Below are 26,026 nucleotides of genomic sequence, written 5' to 3'. Positions count from 1 at the left end.
AATTATTCATCTTTTTATTACTTCTTGAAAGCTCAAATGACTCACATATATTTTTTGACTTTTGTGTTAAGATATTCTGTAATAAATTTTTGTTCTCAAATAATCTTCGATTTTCAAATTTTAGAAAACTTATCTTTGCAAAAAATTTCTTTTGAAAGATATTCTTCTCATCACGCCTCCTTTCACGCAACTCAACACGCCTTATCCAGCGACGGCTTATATCAAAGGTTTTTTGAATACCAAAAATATATCAAGCTATCAAATCGATTTGGGGATAGAAGTGATTTTGCAGTTGTTTTCAAAAGATGGCATTCAGAAAGTTTTTTCTAAGGAAATTGACATCAAAACTATCTCAGAAAATTCTCAGCGTATTTTTGCTTTACGAGATGAATACATCAAAACGATCGATCAGGTCATTCTTTTTCTGCAAAATAAAAATCCAACTTTAGCGCGACAAATTTGTTCAATGAATTTTCTGCCCGAAGCTTCCCGTTTCAATCAGTTAGATGATATGGAATTTGCTTTCGGGAATATGGGTCTGCAGGACAAAGCGAAACATTTGGCAACTTTGTATCTGGAAGATCTTTCCGACTATATTGTTGAAAATGTGGATTCGGATTTTGGTTTCAGCAGATATGCAGAACGATTAGGAAAAAGCGCGAATTCTTTTGATGAATTATATTTTAAATTAAGTGATGTTCAGACTTTTATAGATGATTTCTCGTTGAATATTCTTCGAGAAAAGTTGGAATTGGTTCAGCCAAAATTGGTTTGTTTTTCTGTCCCTTTTCCAGGGAATTTGTACTCTGCGTTTCGATGTGCCAAATTCATCAAAGAACATTATCCGCATATCAAAACGGCGATGGGTGGCGGTTTTCCAAATACAGAACTTCGAGAAGTCAAGGATAAAAGGGTTTTTGAATTTGTGGATTTCATCACTTTAGATGACGGCGAATTACCTCTTGAACTCGTTTATGAGAATGTTTGTCAGACAGAGAATTTTGAGTCCATTCTAAAACGTACTTTCCTAATTGAAAACGGAAAAGTTATTTATAAAAACAATTCCACAAAACACGATTATAAACAAGCACAAGTCGGAACGCCTGATTATTCCGATCTGCAATTAGACAAATATATTTCCGTCATTGAGATTGCCAATCCAATGCACAGTTTGTGGAGCGATGGCCGTTGGAACAAGCTCACAATGGCGCACGGTTGCTATTGGGGAAAATGTACCTTTTGCGATATTTCACTCGATTACATCAGACTTTATGAACCAGTTTCTGCCAAAATTTTGGTTGATAGAATGGAAGAACTGATCGCAACAACTGGCGAAACAGGATTCCATTTTGTGGATGAAGCCGCGCCTCCAGCTTTAATGCGTGAAGTGGCTTTGGAAATTCTACGAAGAAATCTCGTCGTGACTTGGTGGACCAATATTAGATTTGAAAAGAGTTTCACTCAGGATTTATGTTTTCTACTAAAGATTTCAGGTTGTGTAGCGGTTTCTGGTGGATTGGAAGTCGCAAGTGACCGATTGTTAAAATTAATTGACAAAGGCGTTTCCGTTGACCAAGTCGCTAGAGTGACAAGAAATTTCACCGAATCTGGAATTATGGTTCACGCGTATTTGATGTATGGCTACCCGACTCAGACAGTTCAGGAAACAGTGGACTCTTTGGAGATGGTTCGTCAGCTTTTCGAAATGGGAATTTTGCAGAGTGGATTTTGGCATCAGTTTGCGATGACCGCACACTCACCTGTCGGAATCAATCCTGAGGAATATGGCGTGATTCCAGTGAAGCAGGAGATTTTATTTGCTAATAATGACATTGATTTTACGGATAAAACGGGAATTGATCATAGCAAATTTAGTTTTGGATTGAAGAAATCGTTGTTCAATTATATGCACGGAATCAATTTTGAAATGCCGTTGCAAAGTTGGTTTGATTTTAAAATTCCGAAGACGACGATTCATCCGGATTATATTCACGACTCGCTTTTGGAGGAAGATAATTTTAGTTTTAAGCCGAATTCCAAAATTGTTTTCCTTGAGAAAAATGTCATTGCTGAAGATTTTATTAAAACTAAAAAAGGAAATTCGTGGGAACTAAGTCAATTGACTTTTCATTTGAAAACCAATATTTTGAAGATTGAATTGGCTAAGGAACAAGCGCATTGGCTGATCAGAATCCTGAATGAAAACGCAATTGAAAATGGAAAGAAATTGAGTTTGTTGCAACTGAAAACTGATTTTGAAAATAGCTTTGAAGATTTTGAATTGTTCTGGTTTTCGAAACCGATGCAACAATTGAAGGAAAATGGGGTGATTCTTTCGCTTTAGTATCATAGGAATAAATTCCTATGCTGGGAAATTGGTCGTCCCGTTGGGAATTTCAGTGATCTGAAAATTGTGTTTTTGGGAACTTTGATTTTATAGAAAATGTGAATCTAAAGACAAATGTTCGATTTTGCGAAGCTGCAGCCCGACTTGAACGGAGCTCTTTTTTTGAAAAATAAGCTGTGGATTTTGAGGTTGGAATTTTTCAAAAAAAAGCGGGAGTGGAAGGCGGATAAAGCTGCCCAAATAATTACAAAACTTTTTCTCTTTCTAAATTAATCAAATTTTAAAACTTAAAACAAAAAAAATCCCGAAAATTGCTTTTCGGGATTTTGATTTATATGAATTGGATGATTACTCGCAAAGAATAATTCCTTTATCATTGTTGAATTCTAAAACACCACTTTTGATCTCGTAAGAGTAAGCGCTTTTTGCTTCTGTTTCTTTGGTCAAATATTTTTCGAAAGAACCATTGACTTTGTCTGTATAGATCTTCACTTTTCCACCAACCAAAGCAGAAACGATCGCCGCATGATTTTTAAAGATTTGGAATTGCCCGCTTTTTCCAGGAAGAAGAACTGATTCTACTTCGCCTTCAAAGATCACAAATTCCGGAGTTAAAATTTTTATATTCATTTTAAATTAGATTAAAAGATTGAGAGATATGAGATATGAGACCAAATAAAAAAGTCTATCATCTCTCATCTAAAAGTCTCTAGTCCTTTGTTAAGCGTTCTCTGCTAACAATTTTTGTCCTGCTGCGATAGCTTCTTCGATAGTTCCTTTCAAGTTGAAAGCAGACTCTGGATACTGATCCAATTCTCCATCGATGATCATATTGAATCCTTTGATGGTGTCTTTGATGTCTACCAATGATCCTTTAAGACCTGTAAACTGCTCAGCAACGTGGAAAGGCTGAGACAAGAATCTCTGAACTTTTCTAGCTCTGTAAACTACCAACTTATCTTCCTCAGAAAGTTCTTCCATACCAAGGATCGCGATGATGTCTTGCAATGCTTTGTATCTCTGAAGAATTTCTTTCACTCTCTGAGCACAGTTATAATGTTCTTCACCAATGATCTCAGGCGCTAAGATTCTAGACGTAGAAGCCAATGGATCTACCGCTGGGTAAATACCTAATGAAGCAATTTTTCTATCCAATACAGTCGTTGCATCCAAGTGAGCAAATGTTGTCGCTGGAGCTGGATCCGTTAAATCATCCGCAGGTACGTAAACCGCTTGTACTGAAGTAATGGAACCATTTTTTGTAGAAGTAATTCTCTCCTGCATCGCACCCATTTCAGATGCCAATGTTGGCTGATAACCTACCGCTGAAGGCATACGTCCAAGAAGTGCAGACACCTCAGAACCAGCCTGTGTAAAACGGAAGATGTTATCTACGAAGAACAATACATCTCTACCTTGTCCTGTTTCGCCACCATCTCTGTAATACTCTGCCAATGTCAAACCAGAAAGTGCTACTCTAGCTCTTGCTCCTGGTGGTTCGTTCATCTGTCCGAAAACGAAAGCTGCTTTAGAATCTTTCATTTCTTCCAGATCAACTTTAGAAAGGTCCCAACCTCCATTTTCCATAGAGTGCATGAACTCGTCTCCGTACTTGATAATGCCAGACTCTAGCATCTCTCTCAAAAGGTCATTTCCTTCTCTTGTTCTTTCTCCTACTCCTGCGAATACGGAAAGACCACCGTGACCTTTTGCGATATTATTAATTAATTCCTGGATCAATACTGTTTTTCCAACACCTGCTCCACCAAACAATCCAATTTTACCTCCTTTTGCATAAGGCTCGATAAGGTCGATTACTTTGATACCTGTGAAAAGAACTTCTGCTGAAGTCGTCAACTGGTCAAATTTTGGTGCTGGTCTGTGGATTGGCAAACCTCCTTCTTTGGACAAGTTTTGAAGTCCGTCGATCGCGTCACCTACCACATTGAAAAGACGTCCATTTACGCCGTCTCCTACTGGCATTGTGATCTGCTGACCTGTTCCAAGAACTTCCTGTCCTCTTTGAAGACCGTCTGTAGCATCCATTGCGATACATCTTACAACGTCCTCGCCAATGTGCTGTTCAACCTCCAAAACAACTTTTTCTCCGTTGCTTTTGATGATTTCCAGAGCGTCATATATGTTTGGTAATTGTTCAACTTCATTAAAGACCACATCGATAACTGGTCCAATAATTTGTGAAATTTTTCCTTTAATTTGGTTTGCCATTACTAAATTTTTACTTGTGCGCAAAGATAATAAAACTTTGTATATCTGCATTGTCAGAAAAAAAGATTTTTATCATATTTGCATAACAATTGACAACACCATTTTTAGGTGTATTTTTAGCCGGACAAAACGCATCACTTTTTGTCAAAAAATTTCAGCATTTGAAAATCATTACGGATTTCAACGATTATCACTCCAAAACCCTACTGGCATTATCATTAGGAATGTTTGACGGCGTTCATCTTGGGCATTTATCTATTATTAATACGTTGAATGAGATCGCCAAAAATGAAGAGTTGGAATCAGCTATTCTAAGTTTCTGGCCACATCCAAGAAAATTCCTGAATCCGAATGATGATGTAAAAATGCTCAATACACTGGAAGAAAAGCTGGGATTGCTTGAAAGAAGTGGAATCCAGAATATTTTCCTTAAAACTTTTGATGAAGAGTTCAGAAATCTGACGGGAATCGAATTCTGTGAACAGGTTTTGGTTGACAAACTGAATGTAAAGCACATCATCATCGGTCACGACCATACTTTTGGAAAGAACAAAAGCGGAAATTTTGAGTTATTGAAATCTCTATCCAGCGAACTCGACTTTAAAGTCAATCAATTGGAAGCAGTCCAACAGAATGATTTGAACATTAGTTCTACAAAGATCAGAATTGCTTTATCAGAAGGCAGAATCAAGGATGCGAACGAAATGTTGGGTTATAATTATCCTTTAACTGGAAACGTAATTCACGGGAAAAAACTGGGAAGAACAATTGGTTATCCAACGGCGAATATAGATGTTCCGATTAACAAACTGCTACCGAAAAGTGGCGCTTACATCGTAGAAGTTTGGATTGACAAGACTTTCTACAAAGGAATGTTGAGCATCGGAACGAATCCTACAGTTGATAATGAAAATCAAACTTTGCATACGGAAGTTTATATTCTGGATTTCGACCAAAATATCTATGATAAAGAGATCACTGTAAAATTCAGGGATTATCTTCACGACGAAATCGAATTCGAAGGTTTGGAGAAACTTATTGAAAAATTGGATCTGGATAAAAGATTGACCGAGGAATTTCAGTTTTAATATCGTATCAAAAAATATTATATCCCAACACTATAGAGTTATAATTGAATTTTGTTAGCCAATTAGCGTAGTCACTAGTTATGTTTCTTTTCGTATTAATTCTCGCCTCCACAGAAAGTCTTTTATAGTTATAACCGACTCCAAAAGCAAAAGAAGCACCTCTAGAAGACACGTCCAATTTCGTTTCAGAACTGTAATTTTCAAGAAATTGGTAAATGATTTCAACTTCAGAATCCTTTTTGAATGTACTACTCATTAGCAATTGACCATTTACAAATAATTTGGAGTTATCATTAATGAAAAAATAATGTCTCATCCCCAATGCTAAATCCAAGGTGGAATATTTTACAGTAGATGTGTAAGACTGATAGCTTGCAGTACCTTTATAATTCATAAAAGTTGGTTCGAAAATAAGTCCCCATTTATTTTTATTGAAAGGAAGAATCCACTCCAACTCCATTCCGATTCTGAAGCCCACTTTTGTTCCATAATCTAATTTTGAAAAAATAAGAAACTGGTCTTCACTCACATTTACATTAGAAAAGGTAACTCCTGGTCTTACTCTCAGATTCAGTTTTCCCTTGCTGCTTTCTAAAATAATATCGTTATACTGATTAAAAATTTTGGTTAAGTCTTGGGATGAATAATTGGAATGCTTTAATTTTTTAGCGACCTCTGGATTGTCAGCCATCGCCATTTCTAATTGCTTCTTATAGTGGGAATTAGTGATCATCATAGTTTGATCATTTTCTCCATAGTATCTCTTGTACTCAAGTTCAGTTATTTCATTTCCCGCTTTCGAATAGAAGTATCTCACAACATCTTTGTCACGGTAAGAATATAGATTCATTTTTCCAGAAACCAATTCATATAAAAATACTTCTTTCTGCCTGTATTCCGGGTTTTTGTTGAGAGAAAGTTTTGATAATTCATCGGTAGAATAATCAATATTACCCTTGTATCTCACAAGTTTTTTGTAACCGTCCACGCCAAATTCTTTCACATTTGAAGTATTCCCGACAACCTCTTGAGAATTCTCTGAATCTTTAAATGTAAATTCTGAAGGATTATTCAGCCAGTCACCATTTTTAATTAAGACCTCGTGTCTTGAATTTTCGTTATCAATGTAGTAAGCTTTTTCGAATTTTATTTGAGCCAGAGAAAATTGACTCAACAATAGAAGACTTAGAGATAAAATTAATTTCATAGATATATTAGTTTCGATAAATATATTACATTTATTAATTTTCACCAATATTAATTTCATCTTTAATTTTCTTAGTCAAAGATTTGAAGACCAAATCGTAAGAATGGTCAATCAATTTAAAAATCAAATCCTGCTTTAATCCTTCACAAACCACTGAATTCCAATGTGTTTTATTCATATGGTAAGCACCGTTGATCTGAGAAAATTCTTCCCGTAACTCCTCGCTCCATTCAGGATCAGCTTTGGCAGAGAATGTTGCCGGCTGTTGTTCCAAGGAAATCAAAAGAAACATCTTCCCACCAACTTTGAAGACCAAGGTTTCCAGGTCAAATGGAAAACTTTCCGTCACTGCTTTTTTACTTAAGCAATATTCGCGGATTTCCTCAGCTTCCATAATGCTTTAAAACTTAAAAGTATTTTTCGGCAGCTCCTTGTTGACCTCTATCTTATTGATTGTCATCACGTAATCGCTATCTTTCTTAGGTGAAGACGATTCGATTCTGTAAGGCATTAATAATTGTCCTACTTTTTTATAATCAGAATAGGTCAGGATCTCATCCTTTTTGATCTCACGAAACAACATATAATTTCTGACATCGAAGTAATAAATTGTTTTGTTGACATTCTTCGTCAATTCGACCTTGAAATAAAGTTGATCGTTAATTTTTTCTTTCCCTAGAAATTTAGCTTCAAAACCTTTGTTTTCCCAATCGATAAAATCGTTGTCGAAGTTTTCGGGAATGTAATCATTGTATTGCTGAAGCTTGTTTTGCGCATAATTCATCGCATATCCATTCTTGCCATCATAACCTTCAACGGGCGTTTCTTTTCCGCCAACAACCATTGCAGTTTTGCTGAGATTGGGACGTTGTTGATAGATTTTAATAGGATATTCGTCATTCACGCCAAGTGTAACTCTTCCTTGGATTTGAACCGTGTTCAGAAGTTTCCAATTGGTAAGGCCACCAGAATTCTCGATGTTTTTGTCGATGATCTCTGTAGCTGTTTGGGCAGAAATGAAAATGGAAAATATAATGGAGAATATGAGAATTATTTTTTTCATTCAGAATTTTTAAGAATCCAAAGATAGGATTTTTATTAAGTTCTCGATTCTGTGGAAATATTAAAAAGTGCTAAAAAAGATATTAATCAGTTAGAGTAGCATTTTTGCTTTTTCCAGATCCTCCGGCGTATCGATTCCAATTCCTACAAAATCAGTTTCTACCAGCCTAATTTTCATTCCATTTTCCAAATAGCGCAATTGCTCTAATTTTTCCGAAATTTCCATAGGTGTCATTTCCAAAGACGAAAACTTAAGCAAAGCTTCTTTCCTAAAAGCATAGACGCCAATATGTTTGTAATACTTGACATTGTACGACAATTCGCGATGAAAAGGAATCACAGAACGGCTGAAATACAAGGCAAACCCATTAATATCCGTGATGACTTTCACATTATTAGGATTCTGAATTTCATCAGATTCTTTCAATTGAATTTTCAATGAAGCCAATGAAATCTCTTTCTTTTCGTCCTTGGCAAAAACATCAATCAATTGCTTTAAAGGTTCTTTCTTAAGAAAAGGTTCATCGCCCTGAACATTGATGACAATATCACAATCGATGTTTCGAACAGCTTCGGCAATTCTATCACTTCCTGTTTCGTGTTCGCCTGTCATTACGGCTTTTCCGCCATTTTTGGAAATTTCATCAAAGATAATTTCGGAATCTGTAGCCACGAAGACTTCATCAAACAAACCAGTCTCTACAACATTCTGATACGTTGTTGTAATAATAGTTCTATTACCCAAAATTTCCATCATTTTGCCAGGAAATCTGGTGGAATTGTAACGGGCAGGAATGACTGCGATAACTTTCATTATTTGTACTGTTTTATAATTTGTTCCAATCTATCATCAGGCTCAAAATCGAGAACGTCAATTAATTTTACTTTTTTAAAATCTTTATGAAAGGTATTGATGACGACATTCCAATTTTCAGGAACGACCGCGGAAGGCACTTTTAAACATAGCTTTTCATCAGCATCAAACCAAGCATTTCCAATCTTTTGACAATCCGAATAATTCCTAAAATCCCGCCAGCTTTTTGACAAATCGGAGGATTCAACCGTTTGAATTTCTGTATTGATAGGAATTTTGATGACCATAATCCTAAAGTCCTTATTGAATCCCAATCCTTTGCGATGCGCAAGTGTTTCCAGATAGGCAAGAGAAATACTCTCGGCTGTGTAAAGTACTTTTTTACCTTCGTGGTTCCATCTTCCTTCCAAGCCACTCGCAAAGAGAGAGTCCGCATATCTTTTGTGGACAATTCTGTAAACGAGCATTATACAGGATAACCTTGGGCTAGTTTTTCTATCTCTTCGTAGATCAGATCTACACCTCCAGAAGTGGAAATAAAATCTATCGGCTTATCACTGGAATTCCAAAAAGGACGGTTCATCCATAGGGTAAACTCATCCAAATTTCCAAAGATCTCCTTTCCAAAACTATAAAGATTGATCAATTTTAATAGATGCTCGCTGTAGATCGGGTCTAGTCCTTTTTCCTGATCTCTGTAATTGCTGATGGTCCTTGGAGAAAGATTGATGACAGATGCCAAAGCTTTCTCTGGCATCTTGATGGCATCAGCAAGTGAATAGAATACGTCTGTTTTCAAGCCTTCTCTTGCTTTTTTCAACAGTTTGTAGTCATCTTTTATTGCAAATCTATTGAACACAGAAGTGACTGCTCCGTAAGCGGCTACTGGCTCTTCTACTCTATTTTTGTTGGAATCGCGTTGTTCTTTATTTGTTGCCATTTCTTTTTCCTTTCCACAAAGATAGAAATTTTTCCAAGTCAAAAACGAATTTTTTCCAATTATTTCAAATTTTCAAGCGCTTTTTTCAATTTAGGAAGGCAATCTTTGATATCATCTAGCGAACAACCGCCTATTGATGCTCTAAACCAAGGTACAGATTTGTCATTTCCAAATGCGGAGAACGGAACCAAAGCCATTCCTGCATTATTGATCAAATAGAAAACAAGATCTGTAGAATTTTCGATTAATTTACCGTCTGGCGCAGTTTTCCCGAGGTAATCCAATTTGATTGTCAAATAAAGTGCGCCCATTGGTGAAATGCTTTCAACTGCAAAACCATTATTTTTCAATTCCTGAATTCCCGCGTGAAGTTCTTTCAAACTGTTGTTAAGTTTTCCTTTATAATCTTCTAAGAAATTGTCAACAGCAGAATCATCAGCTAAAAATTCAGCAACAGCTTCCTGCTCTGGTTTCGGTGCCCAAGCACCTACGTGAGTTAGCAAAGCTTTCATTTTGTCAATCACCAAACTTGGTCCGAATCCCCAACCAACTCGAACGCCAGTCGCTGCAAAGCATTTAGACGTTCCGTCCACATAGATCGTGTAATCTTTCATTTCTGGGAAAAGACTTACCGGATCGTGATGATCTGAACCAAATGTCAGCATCGCATAGATTTGATCGTACATCAAATAAAGCGGTTTTTCGTCCTCACCTCTTTTTTTATTTTCTTCTAAAACCAATTCACAGATGTCAGACAACTGTTCTTTTGTGAACATTGTTCCAGTCGGATTCAGTGGAGAACAAAGACAAAGTAGAACTGCACCTTCCAAATGTGGTCTCAAATCGTCGGCTGTTGGCAAGAAATTATTGGATTCCTGCGTTTGGACTTCAACTGCATTGGCACTCGTCAAATAAGCATAATGGTTGTTGTTCCAAGAAGGAATCGGGTAGATCACTTTGTCACCTTCGTCCACAATTGTTTTGAAAACGGCGTATATCAAAGGTCTTGAACCAGCTGTAATCAAAATATCATTGGCAGAATAATCCAGATTCCAACGTTTTTTAAGATCATTACTCACGGAAGCTCTCAGAGATTGCAAACCGTTTGCTGGTGGGTAATTGGTAAGATTATTCTTATAAGCTTTCTGGATTCCGTCTTTCAACTCCTGAGGAATTGGATAAATGTTGGAATTAAGGTCGCCAATAGTTAGGTTTGAGATTTGTGCACCTTTCGCTTTCAGGTCATTCACTTCATTTCCGATTTTGATAATCTCTGAACCAATGAGGTTAGATGCGAGTTTTGATACTTTCACTTTATTGATTTTAGATGTTATTATTCAGACTTAGGATCTGATTTTATTCTTTTTATAGTTTTACAAAGGTCTTAAATGTAGCTGAGTAATTCAACTTACATCAAAAAAAAGTTCCCAAAAATTAAATGACTTTAACAATTGAGAACTTTTCCATTAAAATATTTTAGATAATATTTAATTCAAATAAAATTTTCAATTACAGGTTGAGATCCTGTTTTACTTTATTGATCTTCTCTTCCAACTTAGGAAGCTTTTCTACGAAATCTTGCTCAGAAGTTATAGAATCTTTCACAGAAACATAGAATTTGATCTTCGGCTCAGTTCCGGAAGGACGCACGCAAACCTTGGTTCCATCTTGGGTATAATAGATCAAAACGTTAGATTTTGGAATATCATCCATCACCTTTTTCTCGTTTTTGGAAACCACAAAACAAGTTTGCTCTTTGAAATCTTTTACTTCTTCCACAGGAGAACCAGCGATTTCTTTTGGAGGATTTTCGCGGAAGTTCTTCATCATTTCCTGGATCTCTTCTGCACCACTTCTTCCCTTTCTCACTACGTTGATCAAGCCTTCATAGTAGAATCCAACTTCTTTGTAGATATCAATCATATATTGATAAACTGTCGTTCCATTGGCTTTACACCAAGCAGCGATCTCACAAGCTGTCAAGATAGAACCGCAAGAATCCTTGTCTCTCACGAAATCTCCGGTCATAAATCCGAAACTCTCTTCGCCACCGCAAATGAACTTTTCCTGACCTTCAAAATCACGGATCATTTTCCCGATCCATTTGAAACCGGTCAATCCAACTTTGCAGTCAACACCGAATTTCTCTGCAACATCAAAGAAAATATCAGACGTCACAATCGTAGAACCAATGAATTCTTTTCCGGTAATTTTCCCCGCTTTTTTCCATTGATCTAATATATAATAAGTAAGAATTGTATTACATTGATTTCCATTCAACAATTGGATTTCGCCTTCAAGATTTCTCACTGCAATTCCCAATCTGTCGCCATCTGGATCTGTTCCGATCACGATATCAGCATTGGTAATTTCCGCAAGGTCCATCGCCATAGAAAGTGCTGCTGGCTCTTCTGGATTTGGGGAAGCAACAGTTGGAAAGTTTCCGCTTGGAATCATTTGTTCCTGCACCAGATCCACTTTTGTAAATCCAGCTTTTTTAAGTGCTTTTGGAACAGTTGTGTAGGTTGTTCCGTGGATGGATGTGAAAACGATATTCAAATTATCCCTACCAACATTCTGATAAAGAGAGTTTTCCATACAAGCATCAACGTAAACATCATCCTGATCATCGCCAATCCATTCTATCAAATCATCGTTTCCATCAAACTTGATATTTTCGAATTTGGTTGCATAAACTTCTCTGATGATATTTTCGTCATCTGGCGGAACGATTTGCGCACCGTCATTCCAATAAACCTTATAACCATTATATTCAGGTGGATTATGAGAAGCCGTCAAAACGATTCCAGCGTTACATTTTTTATCACGAACGGTGAAGGACAATTCCGGCGTTGGACGGTGATCTTTGAACAACAAAACCTTGATTCCGTTAGCCGTCAAAACATCAGCCACCACTTTCCCGAATTCCTTAGAATTATGTCTCACATCATAAGCAATCGCCACTTTGATTTCCTCGCCGGAAAATTGCTGATGAAGATAGTTGGCTAGACCTTGAGTCGCTTGTCCTAATGTATATTTATTAAGACGATTGGTCCCAACGCCCATTATGCCGCGCATTCCGCCAGTTCCGAATTCTAATTCTCTGTAGAAAGAATCTTCCAGATCTGGAGATTCGGAATCGATCAAAGTTTGAACTTTTTTTCTGGTTTCTTCGTCAAATGTTTCGGAAAGCCAAAGTTTTGCTTTATCTAAAGTTGGTGTTGTATCTGACATTTATTTTTTAGTTTGTAGTTTATTTAATTAATTTTCTTATTCTCGATGGTCGCTTTCTCAGTGACTTTCAATTTTTTCGAAGGATTTCCGTAATAAATCAATTTTGAAGTATTTCCGATTTTACCTTTGATTTCCTCATCCACATTCAGTTCTGCATAATTTCCGTTTTGGGACTCGATTTCCAAATCTTTGATGTACCAATACGGTGAAATAATGCTCGCTGTATCTCTGATGTTAATTTTTGCTAAAGTTGTTTTTCCCAACAAGTTAGCTCTACTTTTATTCAACATTTCGATGGTCGACTTTTCTGAAATCACTGAACCTATAAATTTAGCATTATCTTTCAAATGAAGTGAAAAATTTTCAACTTTCATCTGGCTGGAGATATTAAGTTCCACTGAATCAGATATTTTAATATCATCAAAAGGATTTTTTCCGTAGATAGTAATATTATAAAAGTCAACTTTATCTGTTGCACTTTTCTCCGTAATAGATAAGTTTTTGTCTTTAACTTCGATTTTCAGATTTTCGAAAACGTTTGGATAAGTTTCCACATTCACGAAATTGTGTGGACTTTGAATATAAAACACTCGGAATTTCCCTTTCAAATCAAGTTTTGAAAACTCGGCCAATTCAACATCTTTCGATTGAATCTCACCTTTTGGTGTTACTTTTCCGCAGGAAACGATTGCTATTATCGAAAATAAATATATTAGTTTTCTCATTTAATAAAATCTTTACCAATTAACTTTTTAATTTGGTTATAAATGTCAGGATTATTAATCTCTTGCCAATTAAATTTAAAATATTTTGTTCTGTCGAAACTATCATTTTTTCTTGAATAAATCCAAACAAAATCTTTATCGCAAATTACGATTTTTTGTGCTTCTAATCGTAATGCATAAGAATGAGCTTGTTGAAAAGTATCTTCTAATTCTCTATTGTTTTTAATAATGAATTTTGTTTCCAAAAGCATTTTTGCTTTTTCATAGCCTTTGTTTTTATCCGCAAAGAAAACGTAATCTGGATAATTCCGTTCTCCTCTTCCCATTCTTACAGAGAATTGGCGAAGCCAGTCGTTTTCTGAAAAATTGAGTTGTTCAAGGAATGGTTCAACAATTTTAATCTCTACATCCCTTTCATTTATGCAATCAAAGTTTAATTTAAAATCAACAATAGAAAACTTAGGTAATCTAGATATATCTTCACCTTTTTCTTCTAATAAATATAAAATCCTTTTATAATCTTCATTATTAATTTGAGTTCCATTTACACCTTGAAGATTTTTTTTAACGATTGGAAGATTTTTTAAATGTTCGTCAGCTTTAATCTGAGAAATATGAATTGCTTCAACTTTTTTTATATGGCCTAAAGTTATACTTCCATAATAATGAAAAAATGGGTCTCTGACACCATCATTAAGCGCCCTGCAAACAAATTCAATATTACTTTTTGGAGAAAGGCAATACATTACGATTATATCTCCTCTTTTTGTATCCTCATTTCCTTGCCAAAAATAAGTCGTATATGAAGTCGCTTTTAATAAATATGGATAATCTTCCTTTGCTCCTCCACAAAGCCAAATATTAGTAGGCTCTGGTAAATTTTCGACTTCTTTAAAACCAATATATTTTGGAGCGAAATCATACAGAAATGAGGAAAACTCAAATCCATCTATATCATTATTTTGTCTGAATTCAAAGAAAACATTACATAATTTTAAGTAATAATTGAGCCTTTCTTTTTTATTATTTTTTAGTGGAACTTTAGGAATATTAATATTGAATGTATCACATATTTTTTGAAATTTTGCAAACTCTAATTTGAAAAAATAAGGAAAAAAATAATCCGGAAAAACATCAAATAGATATAAAGAATAAGGTTCAATTACATCTAAAAGGAAATCATAATCTTCTTTTTCAAAATAAGAAAATTCGCCTTCCTCATCTTCCAGAATCAAACCATTTTCTATGAAATAATTGAATAAGTTTTTAGCATTTTCAGTGATGCCATTTTTCTCATCAAATTCAAATTCACATTGCGAGAAGACATTTAAAGTATGATTATAATATTCTAAATCTTTGTTCTTTTTATCAATAAATCTTGATAGGATTTCATTAAAATCTCCATCTTTGAAAAAAGATATTAACTCTTGCCCCTCCTTACTTTCTTTATAATTATTCCAAATGAATTTGTTTAATTCCATAAAATTTAATTGAGATTGATCCGTGTAATTATCTCGTTTAAATTAATTCCTCAATATGATAATTCTTATGTTCCCGATTTGTTCTGATAATCAATTCACCTAAGAATCCAGCAACGAAAAGCAAACTTCCCATTATCATCATCGTCAAAGCAATGAAAAACCAAGGATTATCCGCAATTAGATTTCCGTAAACTTTGAAGATATAAACATCAATAAGCTTTGAAATTCCCAACCAAATGGCTGACAAAAATCCAATGATAAACATCAAAGTTCCCGCTGCGCCAAAGAAATGCATCGGTCTTCCGCCAAATCTGCTAACGAACCAAAGTGTCACCAAATCCAAAAATCCGCGAACAAATCTTTCCGTCCCAAATTTCGAAGTTCCATAAGGTCTTGCCTGGTGCTGAACCGGTTTTTCCGTAATATTTCTGAAACCTGCATTGGCCGCCAAAACTGGAATATATCTGTGCATATCGCCGTAAACATCGATGGATTTCACTACTTGTTTTTTGTAGGCTTTCAGTCCGCAATTGAAATCGTGAAGCGAAACGCCGGACACTTTTCTAGCTGCAGAATTGAATAATTTTGACGGAATATTTTTGGTCATCACATTATCAAAACGTTTCTTTTTCCAACCGGAAACGATGTCGTAATTTCCTACTTTTACCATTTCGTAAAGTTCAGGAATTTCTTCCGGAAAGTCCTGTAAATCAGCGTCCATCGTGATAATAACATCACCATTTACCTTTTCGAAAGCAGCGTGAAGTGCTTGTGATTTTCCGTAGTTTTTGGAGAATTTAATCCCGTGGATTTGCGGATGCTGGATTTTCAGATTTTCGATGATGGACCAAGAGAGGTCGGTGCTTCCGTCATCTATGAACCAAACTTCGTAAGACAGCTTGTTGGCCTGACAAACGGTGTCAATCCTGGTGAACAGCTCTTCCAGAGAGTCTTGCTCGTTGAGTAATGGGATGATTATTGAGAGATTCATTGATAAAAAGGGTAGATTTTAAAAGGTCAAAGATATTTCTTTTGAATGAGATTTAAAGCTTCGTCTGGTGCAAAAACAGGAATTTCGGATGTGGAAAAATCTTTCAAATCTCTTGTTATAATGCCCTCCAAGTTTTCGATGTGATGAGCACAAAATATTTGTACAGCATCTTCATAATCTTTGTGCTTAGATTTTAGAGCTTTCTGCAAAATAGATTTCGTGACAGAAACAACTTCTATTAGGTCAAGAATTTCAGATAAACTTTTCCTTACTTTATCTTCTGCAAACGCTTTTTTCAAAATATAATGAGAAGTTAAAATAGATTGAGAAGATGCAAAAAGTGTTATTTGATTATTGTAGGCCAAATTAAAAATAGCATTAGCATTTTCGGCAAAAGGTTCTCTGCCAGATAAAAAATCGAGAATCAAATTTGTGTCAATAAAGTACTTCATTACAGTTTGTATTTTTCTCTGTAATAGTCATCAAGAGCTTTATCATAATCAACATCCTCTGGCATTTTCAAACTTCCTGCCAATTTTTTTATTTTTGGAGAGAGTTCACGATCTTCTTTTGGACTCTCTACCAAAGTTTCCAAATACTTTTGCACCATCTCAGAAAGACTTCTCTGAGTACCTTTGGCGTATTTTTTTGCTTTTTCAATAACTGACTTTTCTACAGTCAAGGTAAGTTTGGTCGTCATTACGTATTGTTTTAGTAAAGATACGTATAAATTACAAATGATTAATTATAATTTAATAAGTGATTTTTCAAAAAACACAAATCTTCTACTCGTAGCGTTTTTTGTTCTTCAAAAACCCTGCGATGATAATAGACAAAAGTAGATAAAATAGTAAAAAGCCACCAAAAACTGCGGACATAAATTTGAAAGAAAAATAATTCCTGTTTTCCTTCAACGCTGCTTCCCTAGCCAGTTTTGCGCCGGTGTAATTTTCTTCCAGGTCTTTTACTTTAGTGCGGTCTTTTTGATTGGCCGCTTCCACTTTCAATTTAGCGTAAGATTCATCCAAATTGTCAAGTTCGGTCTGAATATACTGGTGATTGAGCAAATCCCGTGCGTCTGTATCTACATAATTTAGGAATGCAAAAATGGAAAACATCGACAAAACACCGCCCGTGAAAAGTGTTAAAAACGTTTGTTTAAAAGCTTGAGGATAAGTAATTAACGTACCAACTCTTAACCAATAGGTTGAAGCAAAACCAGCCAAGACATACAAGAACGTCATCCCAAAGGCATTGACCTGCATTGTGGTCTCAAAATAGTTGGCGTTTGCGAAGAAATAGTACACAATGAAGAATGCCAACATTGTGAGCGCGTATAAAATAAAACCTATTGTTACAGGGGTTTTTGTCATAATTTTTTAATTTTTGATAAAAGAGATAAATATTTCAAACTGACTATCAACAATCTAGAGTCGTCATCATTTCTTTTCTCTCTTTTCCTTTTTCTTTTTTCTTAATTTTTCTATCTTTGCACCGGCAAGTCCTAAACAACCAGCTCCTGAGAATCCTCCAGGGTGGGAACGCAGCAAAGGTAATTGGTCGTAGCGGTGTGATTTAGGTAGCTTGCCATTTTTTATTTTTTAAAGTTAAGAGATTAAGACAGTTTCAAATTTGAACTACTTAATCTCTTAATTTTTTTTGTTTAGAACTCAAATTCCTGTCCTAATTCTGGTAATGTAAATTCGATATTCTTATCAGAGAAATGCTTTTTAGCTTCTTCGTGATTGATTTCGATTGGTGGGAAAGTATCGAAATGACAGCCAATCACTTTTGGTGTTTTCAATAGTTCTGATGCTGCGAAAGCCGCTTTTCTAGGACACATCGTGTAATGTTTTCCAACTGGTAGAATCGACAAATCCAATTTCCCGAAAACCTGCGGAAACAAACTCATCTCAGCCGTCACGCCCGTGTCTCCAGCCAAATAAAGGTTTCTACCGTCAGCAAATCTGAAAATATAGCCAGAAGCCAATCCGCCGTAAGAACCGTCCGGAAAAGAGCTCGTGTGTAAGGCAGGAACCATAGAAATCTTCAAATCTTCAATCTTGGCAGAACCACCGAAGTTGATATCGATATTATTTGTGTGCTTGAAATAACCACAAATCTCCGGCTGACCAATTACGGTTGCATCCGGATGATTTTCTAACACCTCTTTCACGTCCGCGATATGGTCGCCGTGTGCGTGCGTAATTAACACATAATCAATTTTTTGAGCGGTGATGTCAAATCCTGATTTCTCTTTCTGATAATTGTAGAAAGGGTCCGCAAGAATAGTTTTTCCGTTGTATGTGAACAAAAAACAGTTTTGTCCGAGGAATTTTATTTTCATTTTTTTTAGATTTATTAATTAAAATAATTAAGGCCAAAAGCCGTCAAAACCGCCATCAGGAAAGTTAGGATTCCGACCTGTTTCAGAAATGGATCCAATAATTTTGGTTCGTTGACAGCCATTATGCTTCTCCTTAATTTGATGAATGGGAAAATCAAAATCATCACGATAAATGGATAATATTTCCCTTGTGCTTGAAAGCCGTTGTACATCAAAAAAGCCAACATCAAAAGAATAGGTAATTGCAATAAGATGATTTCGTAAATCATTGCATTTTTGTAACCTAGCTTCAAAGCAAACGTTTTTTTACCTGATAACTCATCATTGACAATGTCTCTCATATTATTCAGGTTAAGAACCGCCATACTCAACATTCCAACTGCAATTGCAGGAAATAAGACGTCCCAACTGAAAGATTTAGTAAACAGAAAATAACTCCCACAAACCGAAACCAATCCGAAAAATATGAACACGAAAATATCGCCCAAACCTAAATAGCCGTAAGGTTTTTTCCCAACCGTATATCCAATTGCTGCCAAAATCGAGGCAATTCCCAATCCGATGAAAATCCAAAACTCTCTGGTGTAAGCCGGATAGAAAGCGACATACAATAAGGCAACTGTTGCTACAAAAGATAAAATCGAAAGTAGAATCACCGCATTTCTCATTTGAGTTGCTGTGATTTTTCCTGATGCCACTGCTCTTTGCTCGGCTTCTCCTATCCTATTTTTGTCTGTTCCTTTCACGCCATCGCCGTAATCGTTGGCAAAGTTGGAAAGGACCTGATATAATAAAGTCACGAGAAGTGCCAAAGCAAAAATCCGCCAGTCCCAAAATCCACCTTCCTGGGAAATCCTCCATTTTGCAATGAAAGCTCCCATAATAATTCCACTCATAGAAAGTGGTAAAGTTCTAAGCCTCGCAGCTTGTATCCAATATTTCATTTATTTTTTTGTAAAAAGTAAAATGTATGATGTACAATGTAATTTTTTTTTAATAAGATTAATACTTTTTACTTTGTACTTTTGACATATTACAGTATTAAGATATCCACTGGTCGTCACCAAAGTTTGGTTTGCGTTTTTCCAAGAAAGCATTTCTACCCTCTTTCGCTTCCTCTGTCATATAGGCTAAACGGGTTGCTTCTCCTGCGAAAATCTGCTGTCCAACCATTCCGTCGTCTGTTAGATTCATTGCGAATTTCAGCATTCTGATGGAAGTTGGCGATTTTGCAAGGATTTCTTGCGCCCATTCGTAAGCGGTGTCTTCCAATTCTGCGTGAGGAATTACGGCGTTTACCATTCCCATCTCTTCTGCTTCTTTAGCTGAATAATTTCTTCCTAAAAAGAATATTTCTCTAGCTTTTTTCTGACCTACCATTTTTGCCAAATATGCAGAACCATAACCACCGTCGAAACTCGTAACGTCCGCATCGGTCTGTTTGAAAATCGCGTGTTCCTCACTTGCCAAAGTCAAATCGCAAACCACGTGAAGTGAATGTCCACCACCAACTGCCCAACCGTTTACCACAGCAATCACCGCTTTTGGCATAAAACGAATCAGACGTTGAACTTCCAGAATATTAAGGCGATGTCTTCCATCTTCTCCCACGTAACCCTGATGGCCACGGGCTTTTTGGTCGCCGCCGCTGCAGAATGCGTGACCGCCGTCTTTTGGACTTGGACCTTCGCCTGTCAACAGCACAACGCCGATGGACGAATCCTCGTAAGCATCGTAGAATGCGTCGTAAAGTTCTGAGGTTGTTTTTGGTCGGAAAGCGTTTCTGACTTCTGGTCTGTTGATAGCGATTCTTGCAACGCCATTTGATTTTTTATAGGTAATATCTTCGTATTCTTTGACGATTTTCCAGTCTGCCATTTTTTGAAAATTTAGAGTGTAAATATAAGCAGAATTGGTGGTGTTTCAAAGGAATTATCTTGCAGTTTGACAATTGCCAAAGCTTCCTCTTTGGGAACATTTTCTAACTGTGACAAATCGTGAATCTTGCGCCAGCGCGTAAGGGATAGCAGCGGATATCCTTTTTTCGGTGAGGGGAAAGCGTTGGCGAAAAAAGATAGTAGCGGATAGCCCGGTCTCTTTGTTTTGCTTTGCTGAAAATGTCTTTCGATAAACTAAACGTGAAAGCAAAACAAAGAGATACGCCCAAAGAAAAAAGCCTCAGAAAAATCTGAAGCTTGTATTAAAATTGTTGCCACAAACCTAAAGGGAGCAATTTTTTATCACTCTACGACCTTGATAGCGCTAGCTAAAAATCTGGTTTCGGTTTTTGGTTCTGTGATCGCATCTATCTCGGCCTGAGATTTTTTAGCGTCCTCGGCATAATGTTGCAATTCTTTTACTGAAGTGGTTTTGCTCTCTGCGCTGCCTTCCAAAATCACGGTTTTACCCTCCAAAGCGGTCGGAACGAAGAAGGCATAATCTTTCATCTTCACGAAGAATGTTTCGCCGGAATCTGTTGCCAAGCTTATCCAACAGCCTTTCTTAGGGCAAACGCCGGTTACTTTTCCTTTGACAGAAGTTTTGGCGATTTTGGGTGTTGCTTTTAATTCTTTATTGAGTTCGTCTGGAGAAATGGCTTTCTTAACAGCTTTTGCGGAAACATCCTGGCCGTAATATTCGCCAACTTTCGCTTCGCCTGCTGGCGGACCGGATTGTGCGAATGCTGAAACGGATAATCCTATCAATACGAATGCAAACAATATATTTTTCATACTTTAATATTTATTTTTTTAATGTTGTAAATTTAGAAAATTATTTAGAATGAGAAAAAATAATTTTTTGATGTAATGAAATCGAGTTTTCAAGTGTCTTAGTTATATAAAATCAGAAACTATAAAAAATTATACTTATGAAAATACAACTTTTAACTCTGGTCCTTTTGGCTTCTGCTGCAAATTTTTCTTGTGTACAATCCAAAAGTGACAATTCCAACGGAAACGATGCGATGTTTTCTAACTTGATATCTGACTCCGGAAAAGGTGAAGTGATTGAGAAAACTTACGACATTAATTTTGATGAATTGGAAATCTCGACTTCTCTTAATGCGGAAGTCTTCAAATCTAACAATGAGAAAATCATTGTTTATGCACCTTCTGACCTGATGAAATATGTTGTCGTGAAACAAAACGGCGGAAAAGTACAAGTGAAAATCCAATCGGAGTCTATGAAAAGTATTTCTACAGATCGAATCAAAATTAAAGTTTATGCTAAAGATTTTGACCATTTGGCAGCCAATTCCAGCGGAAGCATCTCTTTGAAAGACAACTTCAGTTTCTCTGATCTTGATGTGAAAGTTTCCAGCTCTGGAACCATAAAAGGAAATATCAATGGCGGAAATATCAATATCCAAGCGTCAAGCAGCGGAAATTACGAAGGCGAGGTCAATGCGAAAAGTTTGAATATGCAAAGCTCATCTTCCGGCGGAATCGACATCAAAGGAAAATCTGAAAGTGTGAACATCCAAGCGTCATCTTCTGGTGATGTGGACGCGGAAAACTTCACGACAGAAAGTGCTGTTTTAGCAACGTCATCGTCTGCCGACATCACCATTGGCGTGAGTAAAAGTGTTACTGCAAGCGCATCTTCCAGCGGAGATATCCGTGTGATCAAAAGAGGAAGTTTGAATGAGATCACTAAAAACGAAAGTAGTTCTGGATCTATTTCTATCCAGTAATTTTATATTATTTTCTCAAAAAAAAGAGACCCGAAAATTCGGGTCTCTTTTTATATTTAAATCAAATTTCGATTAGTTGAATTTGATAATGCTTTCCATCTTTGCAGTTTCTTCATTTACCAACTCATCATCTACCAAGATCTTTCCAGAATGCTCATCAATGATGATCTTCTTTCTCTGAGCGATCTCCATTTGCTTCTGTGGTGGAATTGTGAAGAAAGAACCTTTTGGCGCTCCTCTTTCCAAACCTACAACTGCAAGACCTGTTGAAGATCCAGTACGGATCCTTTGATAAGAAACCAATAATCTTTGATCGATTTTCTCAGCAAATTCTTTAGATTTTTCCAATAGATAATCTTCTTCTTTTTGAGTTTCAGAAACCAAGTTTTCCAACTCGTTTTTCTTGTGAACCAAGTGGTTGTTTAGCTCATCGATCTTAGCAGTAAGGTCAGCCAAAGTTTCCTTTTTGTGATCGATCTTCCCTCCAAATTCTTTGATTCTTTTTTCAGCCAATTGAATTTCCAATTCCTGGTACTCTACTTCTTTTGCTAAAGTTTCGAATTCTTTGTTATTTCTAACGTTATCTTGCTGCGTTTTATATTTGTCAATCAATACTTGAGCGCTTTTCATAAGATCTTTTTTCTCATTGATCTCTGCATTTTGCTCAGCAATTTCAGATTCGAATTTTTGGGCTCTTTTGTTAAGACCTTCAATTTCTATCTCAAGATCTTCTACTTCAATTGGCAATTCGCCTCTTGTGTTGCGGATCTCATCCAAACGGGAATCAATGATCTGCAAATCGTAAAGTGCTCTTAGTTTTTCTTCAACAGAAATTTCGTTTACTTTTTTATCAGCCATATCTATATAAAATAATTAACAGGATTTGTTTTCTTAGTCGTTTTTGCGATGGCAAATATAGTGAATTTTTCGGACAATATTTCAAATAATTGTTGAGTTACAAATTGTTCCGATTCAAAATGTCCGATATCGCAGATCAGTATTTTATCTTCTGCTGAGAAAAGGTCGTGATATTTCACATCGCCAGTAAGGTAAGCATCACATTTTGAAGCCAATGCAGACTTGATTCCACTTGCTCCACTTCCACCCAAGACGCCAACTTTTCTAATTTTTTTATTAATTAAAGAACTGTGTCTAATGACTTTAAGGTCAAATTTTTCCTTTACAAATTGTAAGAAATCCTTCTCATCCATTTCGGTCTCCAAATCTCCGAATCTGCCCAAACCAGTATAATGATTTTCGTTGTCGAGCGAAATTAATTGATAAGCCACTTCTTCGTAAGGATGATTTTGTTTCATCGCAGAAAGAATTTGGTTTTTCTTAAAATCTTCAAAAATGACTGAGACCAAAACTTCATCTGCGTTTTCTCTTTCGTTATGAATTCCAGTTACTGGATTTGAACCTTGCAACGGACGGAATGTTCCGTTTCCATTAATAGAAAAACTACATTCATCATAAAAACCGATATTTCCCGCACCAGCTTGGAACAAGGCATTTTTCAAATTCTCAGCCGAATCAACCGGAACATAAACTTCCAATTTCTTTAATTGATTTTGTTTCGGCATCAATATTTTTTGATTCTTCAATCCAAGAACTTCGCAGATTTTATAATTAACACCAAAATAATCATTGTCAAAAGCCGTGTGAATCGCATAGATTGCAATTTTGTTTTCCAAAGCTTTCAGGACGGCTTTCTCAACATAATTCTTTCCAGTAATTGATTTTAATCCAGAAAAAATAATCGGATGAAAACAAACCACGAGATTGAAATTCTTTTCAACAGCTTCATCGATAACCAATTCCAAAGCGTCGTGAGCAATCAGAATTCCTGAGATTTCTCTATCTGGATTTCCGCAAATTAATCCCACATTATCAAAATCTTCCGCTTGTTTTATTGGGATCAATTTCTCAAACTCCTTTATAAATTCATTGATTTTCATTAATTTAATTTTTATCTGATAAACAATCGGTCATCAAAAGTGAATTTCTCCACCTTTATGATTTTAACATCTTTAAAATTGACATTTCGAGGATTGATAATATAATTAAATTCCCCTTGAACCGCCGCGGATGGAACTTTCATAGCCAAGAATTTATTTTCCTTAAGAAATTTGTCACCCATTTTTTGTGTAGCGTCCAGATGCGGAAAAGTATTCCAATCCTTAGGAAATCTTTTCGGTTCAAAAACCTCAATATCAGGAATCTCAATATGAACCAAACGAAAATCTTTTGGAATAATGCCAAGCGGAATGTGAACGGCGATTTCAGTAACGCAAAGCGCTATAGATTGTCCTGTGTACAACGTCGCGTTGCCTTTGCTATTCCATCGTCCACCAGCTATTTCAGCACCTTTTCCTGAAAGATCATTGGCGTAGATTTCTTTTGAAAGTCTATAAACTATCATCAAGAATTACGCTAAAATACCGTGCTCCAATCTTGTAAGCTCATCCATTAGAAGAGAGATTCCAAAGTTACTACCAATCAGGTCTTGTGGTTTTGTTTTGCCTAAAGCCAAGTTTTCTGCTTGCAACCAAATCAAAAAGTAATCTGACGAACCAAAAACCTCCTCGCCTCTTTTGTAGAGCATTTCTATTTGCAATATCTTCTCGGATTGCAATGTGTCAAAGGTTTTCTCTTCTTTTTGGTAACGGGACAATGTTTTCCCAGAAATATGAAGAAAACCAGCCCACTCTTGAAAACTGAAAGGGAACTTTTTCACAAGATTATCAAAAAGTTTAAAAGAAATACCGCGTTCTGCAATTTCTATCATTCTGAAGATGCCGCCATCGTCAAAATTCTGATATCCATAGACTGCAACTGGCTCTGATACGGAATGTGTGGTGTTTGTTGTTTTATATTTTTTCATCGCTTTTATTTTTCTACATCACAAATATAAGACTTTTGTCTGTATAAAAAAGACTTTTGTCTAATTTTTTAATTATTTTGAATTGATTTATTTTATTACCTTCAATTTTTAATTTACTAAAATGAAAATCAAACCAGAGTTTGACCTTATTCCGGAGGATGGATGGCGAAAGAAGATATACGAAACAGTTTACCTGTCCCATACAAAAGCAGGGAAAATATTCGATATCTGTTTACTTGTTCTAATTCTCATCAGTACGGCTTTGTTGATGGTGGAAACTATTCCTATTTTCAGATTGGAATATTACAGGGAGTTTTATTACGCAGAATTTTTTATCACTTTAATATTCACGATAGAATATATTTTGAGAATTATTTGCGTAAAGGACCGGGAAGAATATATTTTTAGTCCTTTAGGTATTATTGATTTTCTCTCCATCGTGCCTTTCTACATCAGTTTATTTTTTCCGATTTGGCATTTTGTTGCGATTATTAGAATGTTGAGAATGCTAAGGATTTTTAGGATTTTCAACCTTGCGGATTATATGCACGACGGTCGATTTATAGTTTCCGCACTGAGGCAAAGTTCTCGAAAGATTTACATTTTCCTTTTGTTTATGGTGATTTTCATCATCATGATTGGGTCGCTCATGTATTTGATAGAAGGTGGGAATAATGGCTTTAGTAGCATTCCGCAGAGTGTTTATTGGGCGGTTGTTACAATAACTACAGTAGGTTACGGCGACATCTCTCCTGCTACACCAGTTGGTAAAATGCTTTCAATCGTAGTGATGCTCTGTGGTTACAGCATTATTGCGGTTCCAACAGGAATTGTAACTTCCGAATTTCGCAAACAAAAGAAAAACAATTTTCAGTGTAACCGATGCGGCAACGAAGATAATGATGAGAATGCCCGTTTTTGCAAAATCTGCGGTGAGAAAATTATTTAAATAAAATTAAAAATATATTTCCTTTTCCTTTAAG

General features: G+C 36.0%; 28 protein-coding genes and 1 other RNA gene. 5 read left to right on the top strand and 24 right to left on the bottom strand.

What is annotated here, in order from left to right; translation table 11 throughout:
• Positions 1–151: 151 nt before the first annotated feature.
• Entirely contained in the window at positions 152–2,344 is a 2,193-nt protein-coding gene (locus tag PQ459_11300; protein ID WDF45481.1) for a B12-binding domain-containing radical SAM protein, read from the top strand.
• Between the two features lie 351 nt (positions 2,345–2,695).
• On the opposite strand, the gene PQ459_11295 is transcribed toward PQ459_11300, so the two are convergent.
• Together PQ459_11295 and atpD are read right to left on the bottom strand one after the other, a co-directional pair.
• The gene (locus tag PQ459_11295) at positions 2,696–2,977 is read right to left on the bottom strand and encodes a F0F1 ATP synthase subunit epsilon (GenBank protein ID WDF45480.1); all 282 of its coding nucleotides are present in this window, start codon (positions 2,975–2,977) and stop codon (positions 2,696–2,698) included.
• Positions 2,978–3,067: 90 nt separating this feature from the next.
• Positions 3,068–4,576 (bottom strand): F0F1 ATP synthase subunit beta, encoded by a 1,509-nt coding sequence (gene atpD / locus PQ459_11290; protein WDF45479.1) that lies wholly within the window; start codon positions 4,574–4,576, stop codon positions 3,068–3,070.
• A 161-nt stretch (positions 4,577–4,737) separates the two neighbouring features.
• Between atpD and PQ459_11285 the strand changes: the two genes are divergently transcribed.
• A complete protein-coding gene (locus tag PQ459_11285; GenBank protein WDF48718.1) occupies positions 4,738–5,664 on the top strand; it encodes a bifunctional riboflavin kinase/FAD synthetase in 927 nt (308 codons plus the stop codon).
• Between the two features lie 7 nt (positions 5,665–5,671).
• Here PQ459_11285 and PQ459_11280 read toward each other — a convergent pair whose 3' ends face one another.
• From PQ459_11280 to PQ459_11215, 14 genes are all read right to left on the bottom strand, one after another.
• The gene (locus PQ459_11280) at positions 5,672–6,871 is read right to left on the bottom strand and encodes a hypothetical protein (GenBank protein WDF45478.1); all 1,200 of its coding nucleotides are present in this window, start codon (positions 6,869–6,871) and stop codon (positions 5,672–5,674) included.
• Positions 6,872–6,905: 34 nt separating this feature from the next.
• Positions 6,906–7,265, bottom strand: a complete 360-nt coding sequence (locus tag PQ459_11275; protein WDF45477.1) for an MmcQ/YjbR family DNA-binding protein — start codon at positions 7,263–7,265, stop codon at positions 6,906–6,908.
• 6 nt (positions 7,266–7,271) lie between these two features.
• Positions 7,272–7,934: a histidine kinase gene (locus tag PQ459_11270; GenBank protein ID WDF45476.1), complete on the bottom strand. Its 663-nt coding sequence runs from the start codon at positions 7,932–7,934 to the stop codon at positions 7,272–7,274.
• Positions 7,935–8,024: 90 nt separating this feature from the next.
• Positions 8,025–8,747: a 3-deoxy-manno-octulosonate cytidylyltransferase gene (gene kdsB / locus PQ459_11265; GenBank protein WDF45475.1), complete on the bottom strand. Its 723-nt coding sequence runs from the start codon at positions 8,745–8,747 to the stop codon at positions 8,025–8,027.
• Entirely contained in the window at positions 8,747–9,214 is a 468-nt protein-coding gene (locus tag PQ459_11260; protein ID WDF45474.1) for an RES family NAD+ phosphorylase, read from the bottom strand. The genes kdsB and PQ459_11260 overlap by 1 nt, the downstream gene beginning before the upstream one ends.
• On the bottom strand, positions 9,214–9,687 hold the full coding sequence (locus PQ459_11255; GenBank protein WDF45473.1) for a DUF2384 domain-containing protein: 474 nt from the start codon (positions 9,685–9,687) through the stop codon (positions 9,214–9,216). The genes PQ459_11260 and PQ459_11255 overlap by 1 nt, the downstream gene beginning before the upstream one ends.
• 59 nt (positions 9,688–9,746) lie before the next feature.
• Positions 9,747–11,000: an aminotransferase class I/II-fold pyridoxal phosphate-dependent enzyme gene (locus tag PQ459_11250; protein ID WDF45472.1), complete on the bottom strand. Its 1,254-nt coding sequence runs from the start codon at positions 10,998–11,000 to the stop codon at positions 9,747–9,749.
• 196 nt (positions 11,001–11,196) lie between these two features.
• On the bottom strand, positions 11,197–12,921 hold the full coding sequence (locus tag PQ459_11245; protein ID WDF45471.1) for a phospho-sugar mutase: 1,725 nt from the start codon (positions 12,919–12,921) through the stop codon (positions 11,197–11,199).
• 23 nt (positions 12,922–12,944) lie between these two features.
• Entirely contained in the window at positions 12,945–13,646 is a 702-nt protein-coding gene (locus tag PQ459_11240; protein ID WDF45470.1) for a DUF2807 domain-containing protein, read from the bottom strand.
• The gene (locus PQ459_11235; protein WDF45469.1) at positions 13,643–15,127 is read right to left on the bottom strand and encodes a restriction endonuclease subunit R; all 1,485 of its coding nucleotides are present in this window, start codon (positions 15,125–15,127) and stop codon (positions 13,643–13,645) included. The genes PQ459_11240 and PQ459_11235 overlap by 4 nt, the downstream gene beginning before the upstream one ends.
• A 37-nt stretch (positions 15,128–15,164) precedes the next feature.
• Positions 15,165–16,118: a glycosyltransferase family 2 protein gene (locus PQ459_11230; protein WDF45468.1), complete on the bottom strand. Its 954-nt coding sequence runs from the start codon at positions 16,116–16,118 to the stop codon at positions 15,165–15,167.
• Positions 16,119–16,144: 26 nt separating this feature from the next.
• The gene (locus tag PQ459_11225; GenBank protein ID WDF45467.1) at positions 16,145–16,570 is read right to left on the bottom strand and encodes a PIN domain-containing protein; all 426 of its coding nucleotides are present in this window, start codon (positions 16,568–16,570) and stop codon (positions 16,145–16,147) included.
• Positions 16,570–16,818, bottom strand: a complete 249-nt coding sequence (locus tag PQ459_11220; protein WDF45466.1) for a DUF6364 family protein — start codon at positions 16,816–16,818, stop codon at positions 16,570–16,572. The genes PQ459_11225 and PQ459_11220 overlap by 1 nt, the downstream gene beginning before the upstream one ends.
• 85 nt (positions 16,819–16,903) lie before the next feature.
• Positions 16,904–17,491: a DUF4199 family protein gene (locus tag PQ459_11215; protein ID WDF45465.1), complete on the bottom strand. Its 588-nt coding sequence runs from the start codon at positions 17,489–17,491 to the stop codon at positions 16,904–16,906.
• A 122-nt stretch (positions 17,492–17,613) separates the two neighbouring features.
• Here PQ459_11215 and ffs point away from each other — a divergent pair.
• An RNA gene (gene ffs, locus PQ459_11210) (signal recognition particle sRNA small type) lies at positions 17,614–17,711 on the top strand.
• 70 nt (positions 17,712–17,781) lie between these two features.
• Here the strand turns inward: ffs and PQ459_11205 are convergent.
• From PQ459_11205 to PQ459_11190, 4 genes are all read right to left on the bottom strand, one after another.
• On the bottom strand, positions 17,782–18,465 hold the full coding sequence (locus PQ459_11205) for a metal-dependent hydrolase (GenBank protein ID WDF45464.1): 684 nt from the start codon (positions 18,463–18,465) through the stop codon (positions 17,782–17,784).
• 14 nt (positions 18,466–18,479) lie between these two features.
• Positions 18,480–19,409: a 1,4-dihydroxy-2-naphthoate octaprenyltransferase gene (gene menA / locus PQ459_11200; protein ID WDF45463.1), complete on the bottom strand. Its 930-nt coding sequence runs from the start codon at positions 19,407–19,409 to the stop codon at positions 18,480–18,482.
• Positions 19,410–19,506: 97 nt separating this feature from the next.
• Complete coding sequence (locus PQ459_11195) at positions 19,507–20,343, bottom strand: 1,4-dihydroxy-2-naphthoyl-CoA synthase (GenBank protein WDF45462.1); 837 nt, start codon at positions 20,341–20,343, stop codon at positions 19,507–19,509.
• Between the two features lie 362 nt (positions 20,344–20,705).
• Complete coding sequence (locus tag PQ459_11190; GenBank protein WDF45461.1) at positions 20,706–21,197, bottom strand: DUF4920 domain-containing protein; 492 nt, start codon at positions 21,195–21,197, stop codon at positions 20,706–20,708.
• A 137-nt stretch (positions 21,198–21,334) separates the two neighbouring features.
• Between PQ459_11190 and PQ459_11185 the strand changes: the two genes are divergently transcribed.
• Positions 21,335–22,159: a DUF2807 domain-containing protein gene (locus PQ459_11185; GenBank protein WDF45460.1), complete on the top strand. Its 825-nt coding sequence runs from the start codon at positions 21,335–21,337 to the stop codon at positions 22,157–22,159.
• Between the two features lie 72 nt (positions 22,160–22,231).
• Here the strand turns inward: PQ459_11185 and PQ459_11180 are convergent, their stop codons facing one another.
• The 4 genes from PQ459_11180 to PQ459_11165 are packed head-to-tail and all read right to left on the bottom strand — an operon-like array spanning position 22,232 to position 25,043.
• The gene (locus PQ459_11180; GenBank protein ID WDF45459.1) at positions 22,232–23,017 is read right to left on the bottom strand and encodes a hypothetical protein; all 786 of its coding nucleotides are present in this window, start codon (positions 23,015–23,017) and stop codon (positions 22,232–22,234) included.
• A 2-nt stretch (positions 23,018–23,019) separates the two neighbouring features.
• Positions 23,020–24,117 carry a Nif3-like dinuclear metal center hexameric protein gene (locus tag PQ459_11175; protein WDF45458.1) on the bottom strand — a complete coding sequence of 366 codons (1,098 nt, stop codon included), beginning with the start codon at positions 24,115–24,117 and terminating at the stop codon, positions 23,020–23,022.
• A gap of 11 nt (positions 24,118–24,128) precedes the next feature.
• Positions 24,129–24,581 (bottom strand): RES family NAD+ phosphorylase, encoded by a 453-nt coding sequence (locus PQ459_11170; GenBank protein ID WDF45457.1) that lies wholly within the window; start codon positions 24,579–24,581, stop codon positions 24,129–24,131.
• 6 nt (positions 24,582–24,587) lie between these two features.
• The gene (locus PQ459_11165) at positions 24,588–25,043 is read right to left on the bottom strand and encodes a DUF2384 domain-containing protein (protein ID WDF45456.1); all 456 of its coding nucleotides are present in this window, start codon (positions 25,041–25,043) and stop codon (positions 24,588–24,590) included.
• 121 nt (positions 25,044–25,164) lie between these two features.
• Here PQ459_11165 and PQ459_11160 point away from each other — a divergent pair, with 121 nt between their 5' ends.
• Entirely contained in the window at positions 25,165–25,992 is an 828-nt protein-coding gene (locus PQ459_11160) for an ion transporter (protein ID WDF45455.1), read from the top strand.
• The last annotated feature ends 34 nt before the right edge of the window (positions 25,993–26,026 follow it).

Source organism: Chryseobacterium sp. KACC 21268 (assembly GCA_028736075.1).
In the GTDB taxonomy this organism is placed as follows: domain Bacteria; phylum Bacteroidota; class Bacteroidia; order Flavobacteriales; family Weeksellaceae; genus Epilithonimonas.
This window is presented reverse-complemented; position numbering and strand designations above follow the sequence as displayed.

Bases quoted from the DNA above. Each gene is read 5' to 3' on its own strand.
- PQ459_11260 (WDF45474.1), bottom strand. From the start codon at position 9,214: ATGCTCGTTTACAGAATTGTCCACAAAAGATATGCGGACTCTCTCTTT.
- PQ459_11160 (WDF45455.1), top strand. From the start codon at position 25,165: ATGAAAATCAAACCAGAGTTTGACCTTATTCCGGAGGATGGATGGCGA.
- PQ459_11185 (WDF45460.1), top strand. From the start codon at position 21,335: ATGAAAATACAACTTTTAACTCTGGTCCTTTTGGCTTCTGCTGCAAAT.
- PQ459_11220 (WDF45466.1), bottom strand. From the start codon at position 16,818: ATGACGACCAAACTTACCTTGACTGTAGAAAAGTCAGTTATTGAAAAA.
- PQ459_11275 (WDF45477.1), bottom strand. From the start codon at position 7,265: ATGGAAGCTGAGGAAATCCGCGAATATTGCTTAAGTAAAAAAGCAGTG.
- PQ459_11205 (WDF45464.1), bottom strand. From the start codon at position 18,465: ATGAAAATAAAATTCCTCGGACAAAACTGTTTTTTGTTCACATACAAC.
- PQ459_11245 (WDF45471.1), bottom strand. From the start codon at position 12,921: ATGTCAGATACAACACCAACTTTAGATAAAGCAAAACTTTGGCTTTCC.
- PQ459_11240 (WDF45470.1), bottom strand. From the start codon at position 13,646: ATGAGAAAACTAATATATTTATTTTCGATAATAGCAATCGTTTCCTGC.
- atpD (WDF45479.1), bottom strand. From the start codon at position 4,576: ATGGCAAACCAAATTAAAGGAAAAATTTCACAAATTATTGGACCAGTT.
- PQ459_11195 (WDF45462.1), bottom strand. From the start codon at position 20,343: ATGGCAGACTGGAAAATCGTCAAAGAATACGAAGATATTACCTATAAA.
- PQ459_11280 (WDF45478.1), bottom strand. From the start codon at position 6,871: ATGAAATTAATTTTATCTCTAAGTCTTCTATTGTTGAGTCAATTTTCT.
- PQ459_11180 (WDF45459.1), bottom strand. From the start codon at position 23,017: ATGGCTGATAAAAAAGTAAACGAAATTTCTGTTGAAGAAAAACTAAGA.
- PQ459_11165 (WDF45456.1), bottom strand. From the start codon at position 25,043: ATGAAAAAATATAAAACAACAAACACCACACATTCCGTATCAGAGCCA.
- PQ459_11230 (WDF45468.1), bottom strand. From the start codon at position 16,118: ATGAATCTCTCAATAATCATCCCATTACTCAACGAGCAAGACTCTCTG.
- PQ459_11225 (WDF45467.1), bottom strand. From the start codon at position 16,570: ATGAAGTACTTTATTGACACAAATTTGATTCTCGATTTTTTATCTGGC.
- PQ459_11270 (WDF45476.1), bottom strand. From the start codon at position 7,934: ATGAAAAAAATAATTCTCATATTCTCCATTATATTTTCCATTTTCATT.
- PQ459_11235 (WDF45469.1), bottom strand. From the start codon at position 15,127: ATGGAATTAAACAAATTCATTTGGAATAATTATAAAGAAAGTAAGGAG.
- PQ459_11215 (WDF45465.1), bottom strand. From the start codon at position 17,491: ATGACAAAAACCCCTGTAACAATAGGTTTTATTTTATACGCGCTCACA.
- PQ459_11255 (WDF45473.1), bottom strand. From the start codon at position 9,687: ATGGCAACAAATAAAGAACAACGCGATTCCAACAAAAATAGAGTAGAA.
- PQ459_11170 (WDF45457.1), bottom strand. From the start codon at position 24,581: ATGATAGTTTATAGACTTTCAAAAGAAATCTACGCCAATGATCTTTCA.
- PQ459_11190 (WDF45461.1), bottom strand. From the start codon at position 21,197: ATGAAAAATATATTGTTTGCATTCGTATTGATAGGATTATCCGTTTCA.
- kdsB (WDF45475.1), bottom strand. From the start codon at position 8,747: ATGAAAGTTATCGCAGTCATTCCTGCCCGTTACAATTCCACCAGATTT.
- PQ459_11295 (WDF45480.1), bottom strand. From the start codon at position 2,977: ATGAATATAAAAATTTTAACTCCGGAATTTGTGATCTTTGAAGGCGAA.
- PQ459_11175 (WDF45458.1), bottom strand. From the start codon at position 24,117: ATGAAAATCAATGAATTTATAAAGGAGTTTGAGAAATTGATCCCAATA.
- menA (WDF45463.1), bottom strand. From the start codon at position 19,409: ATGAAATATTGGATACAAGCTGCGAGGCTTAGAACTTTACCACTTTCT.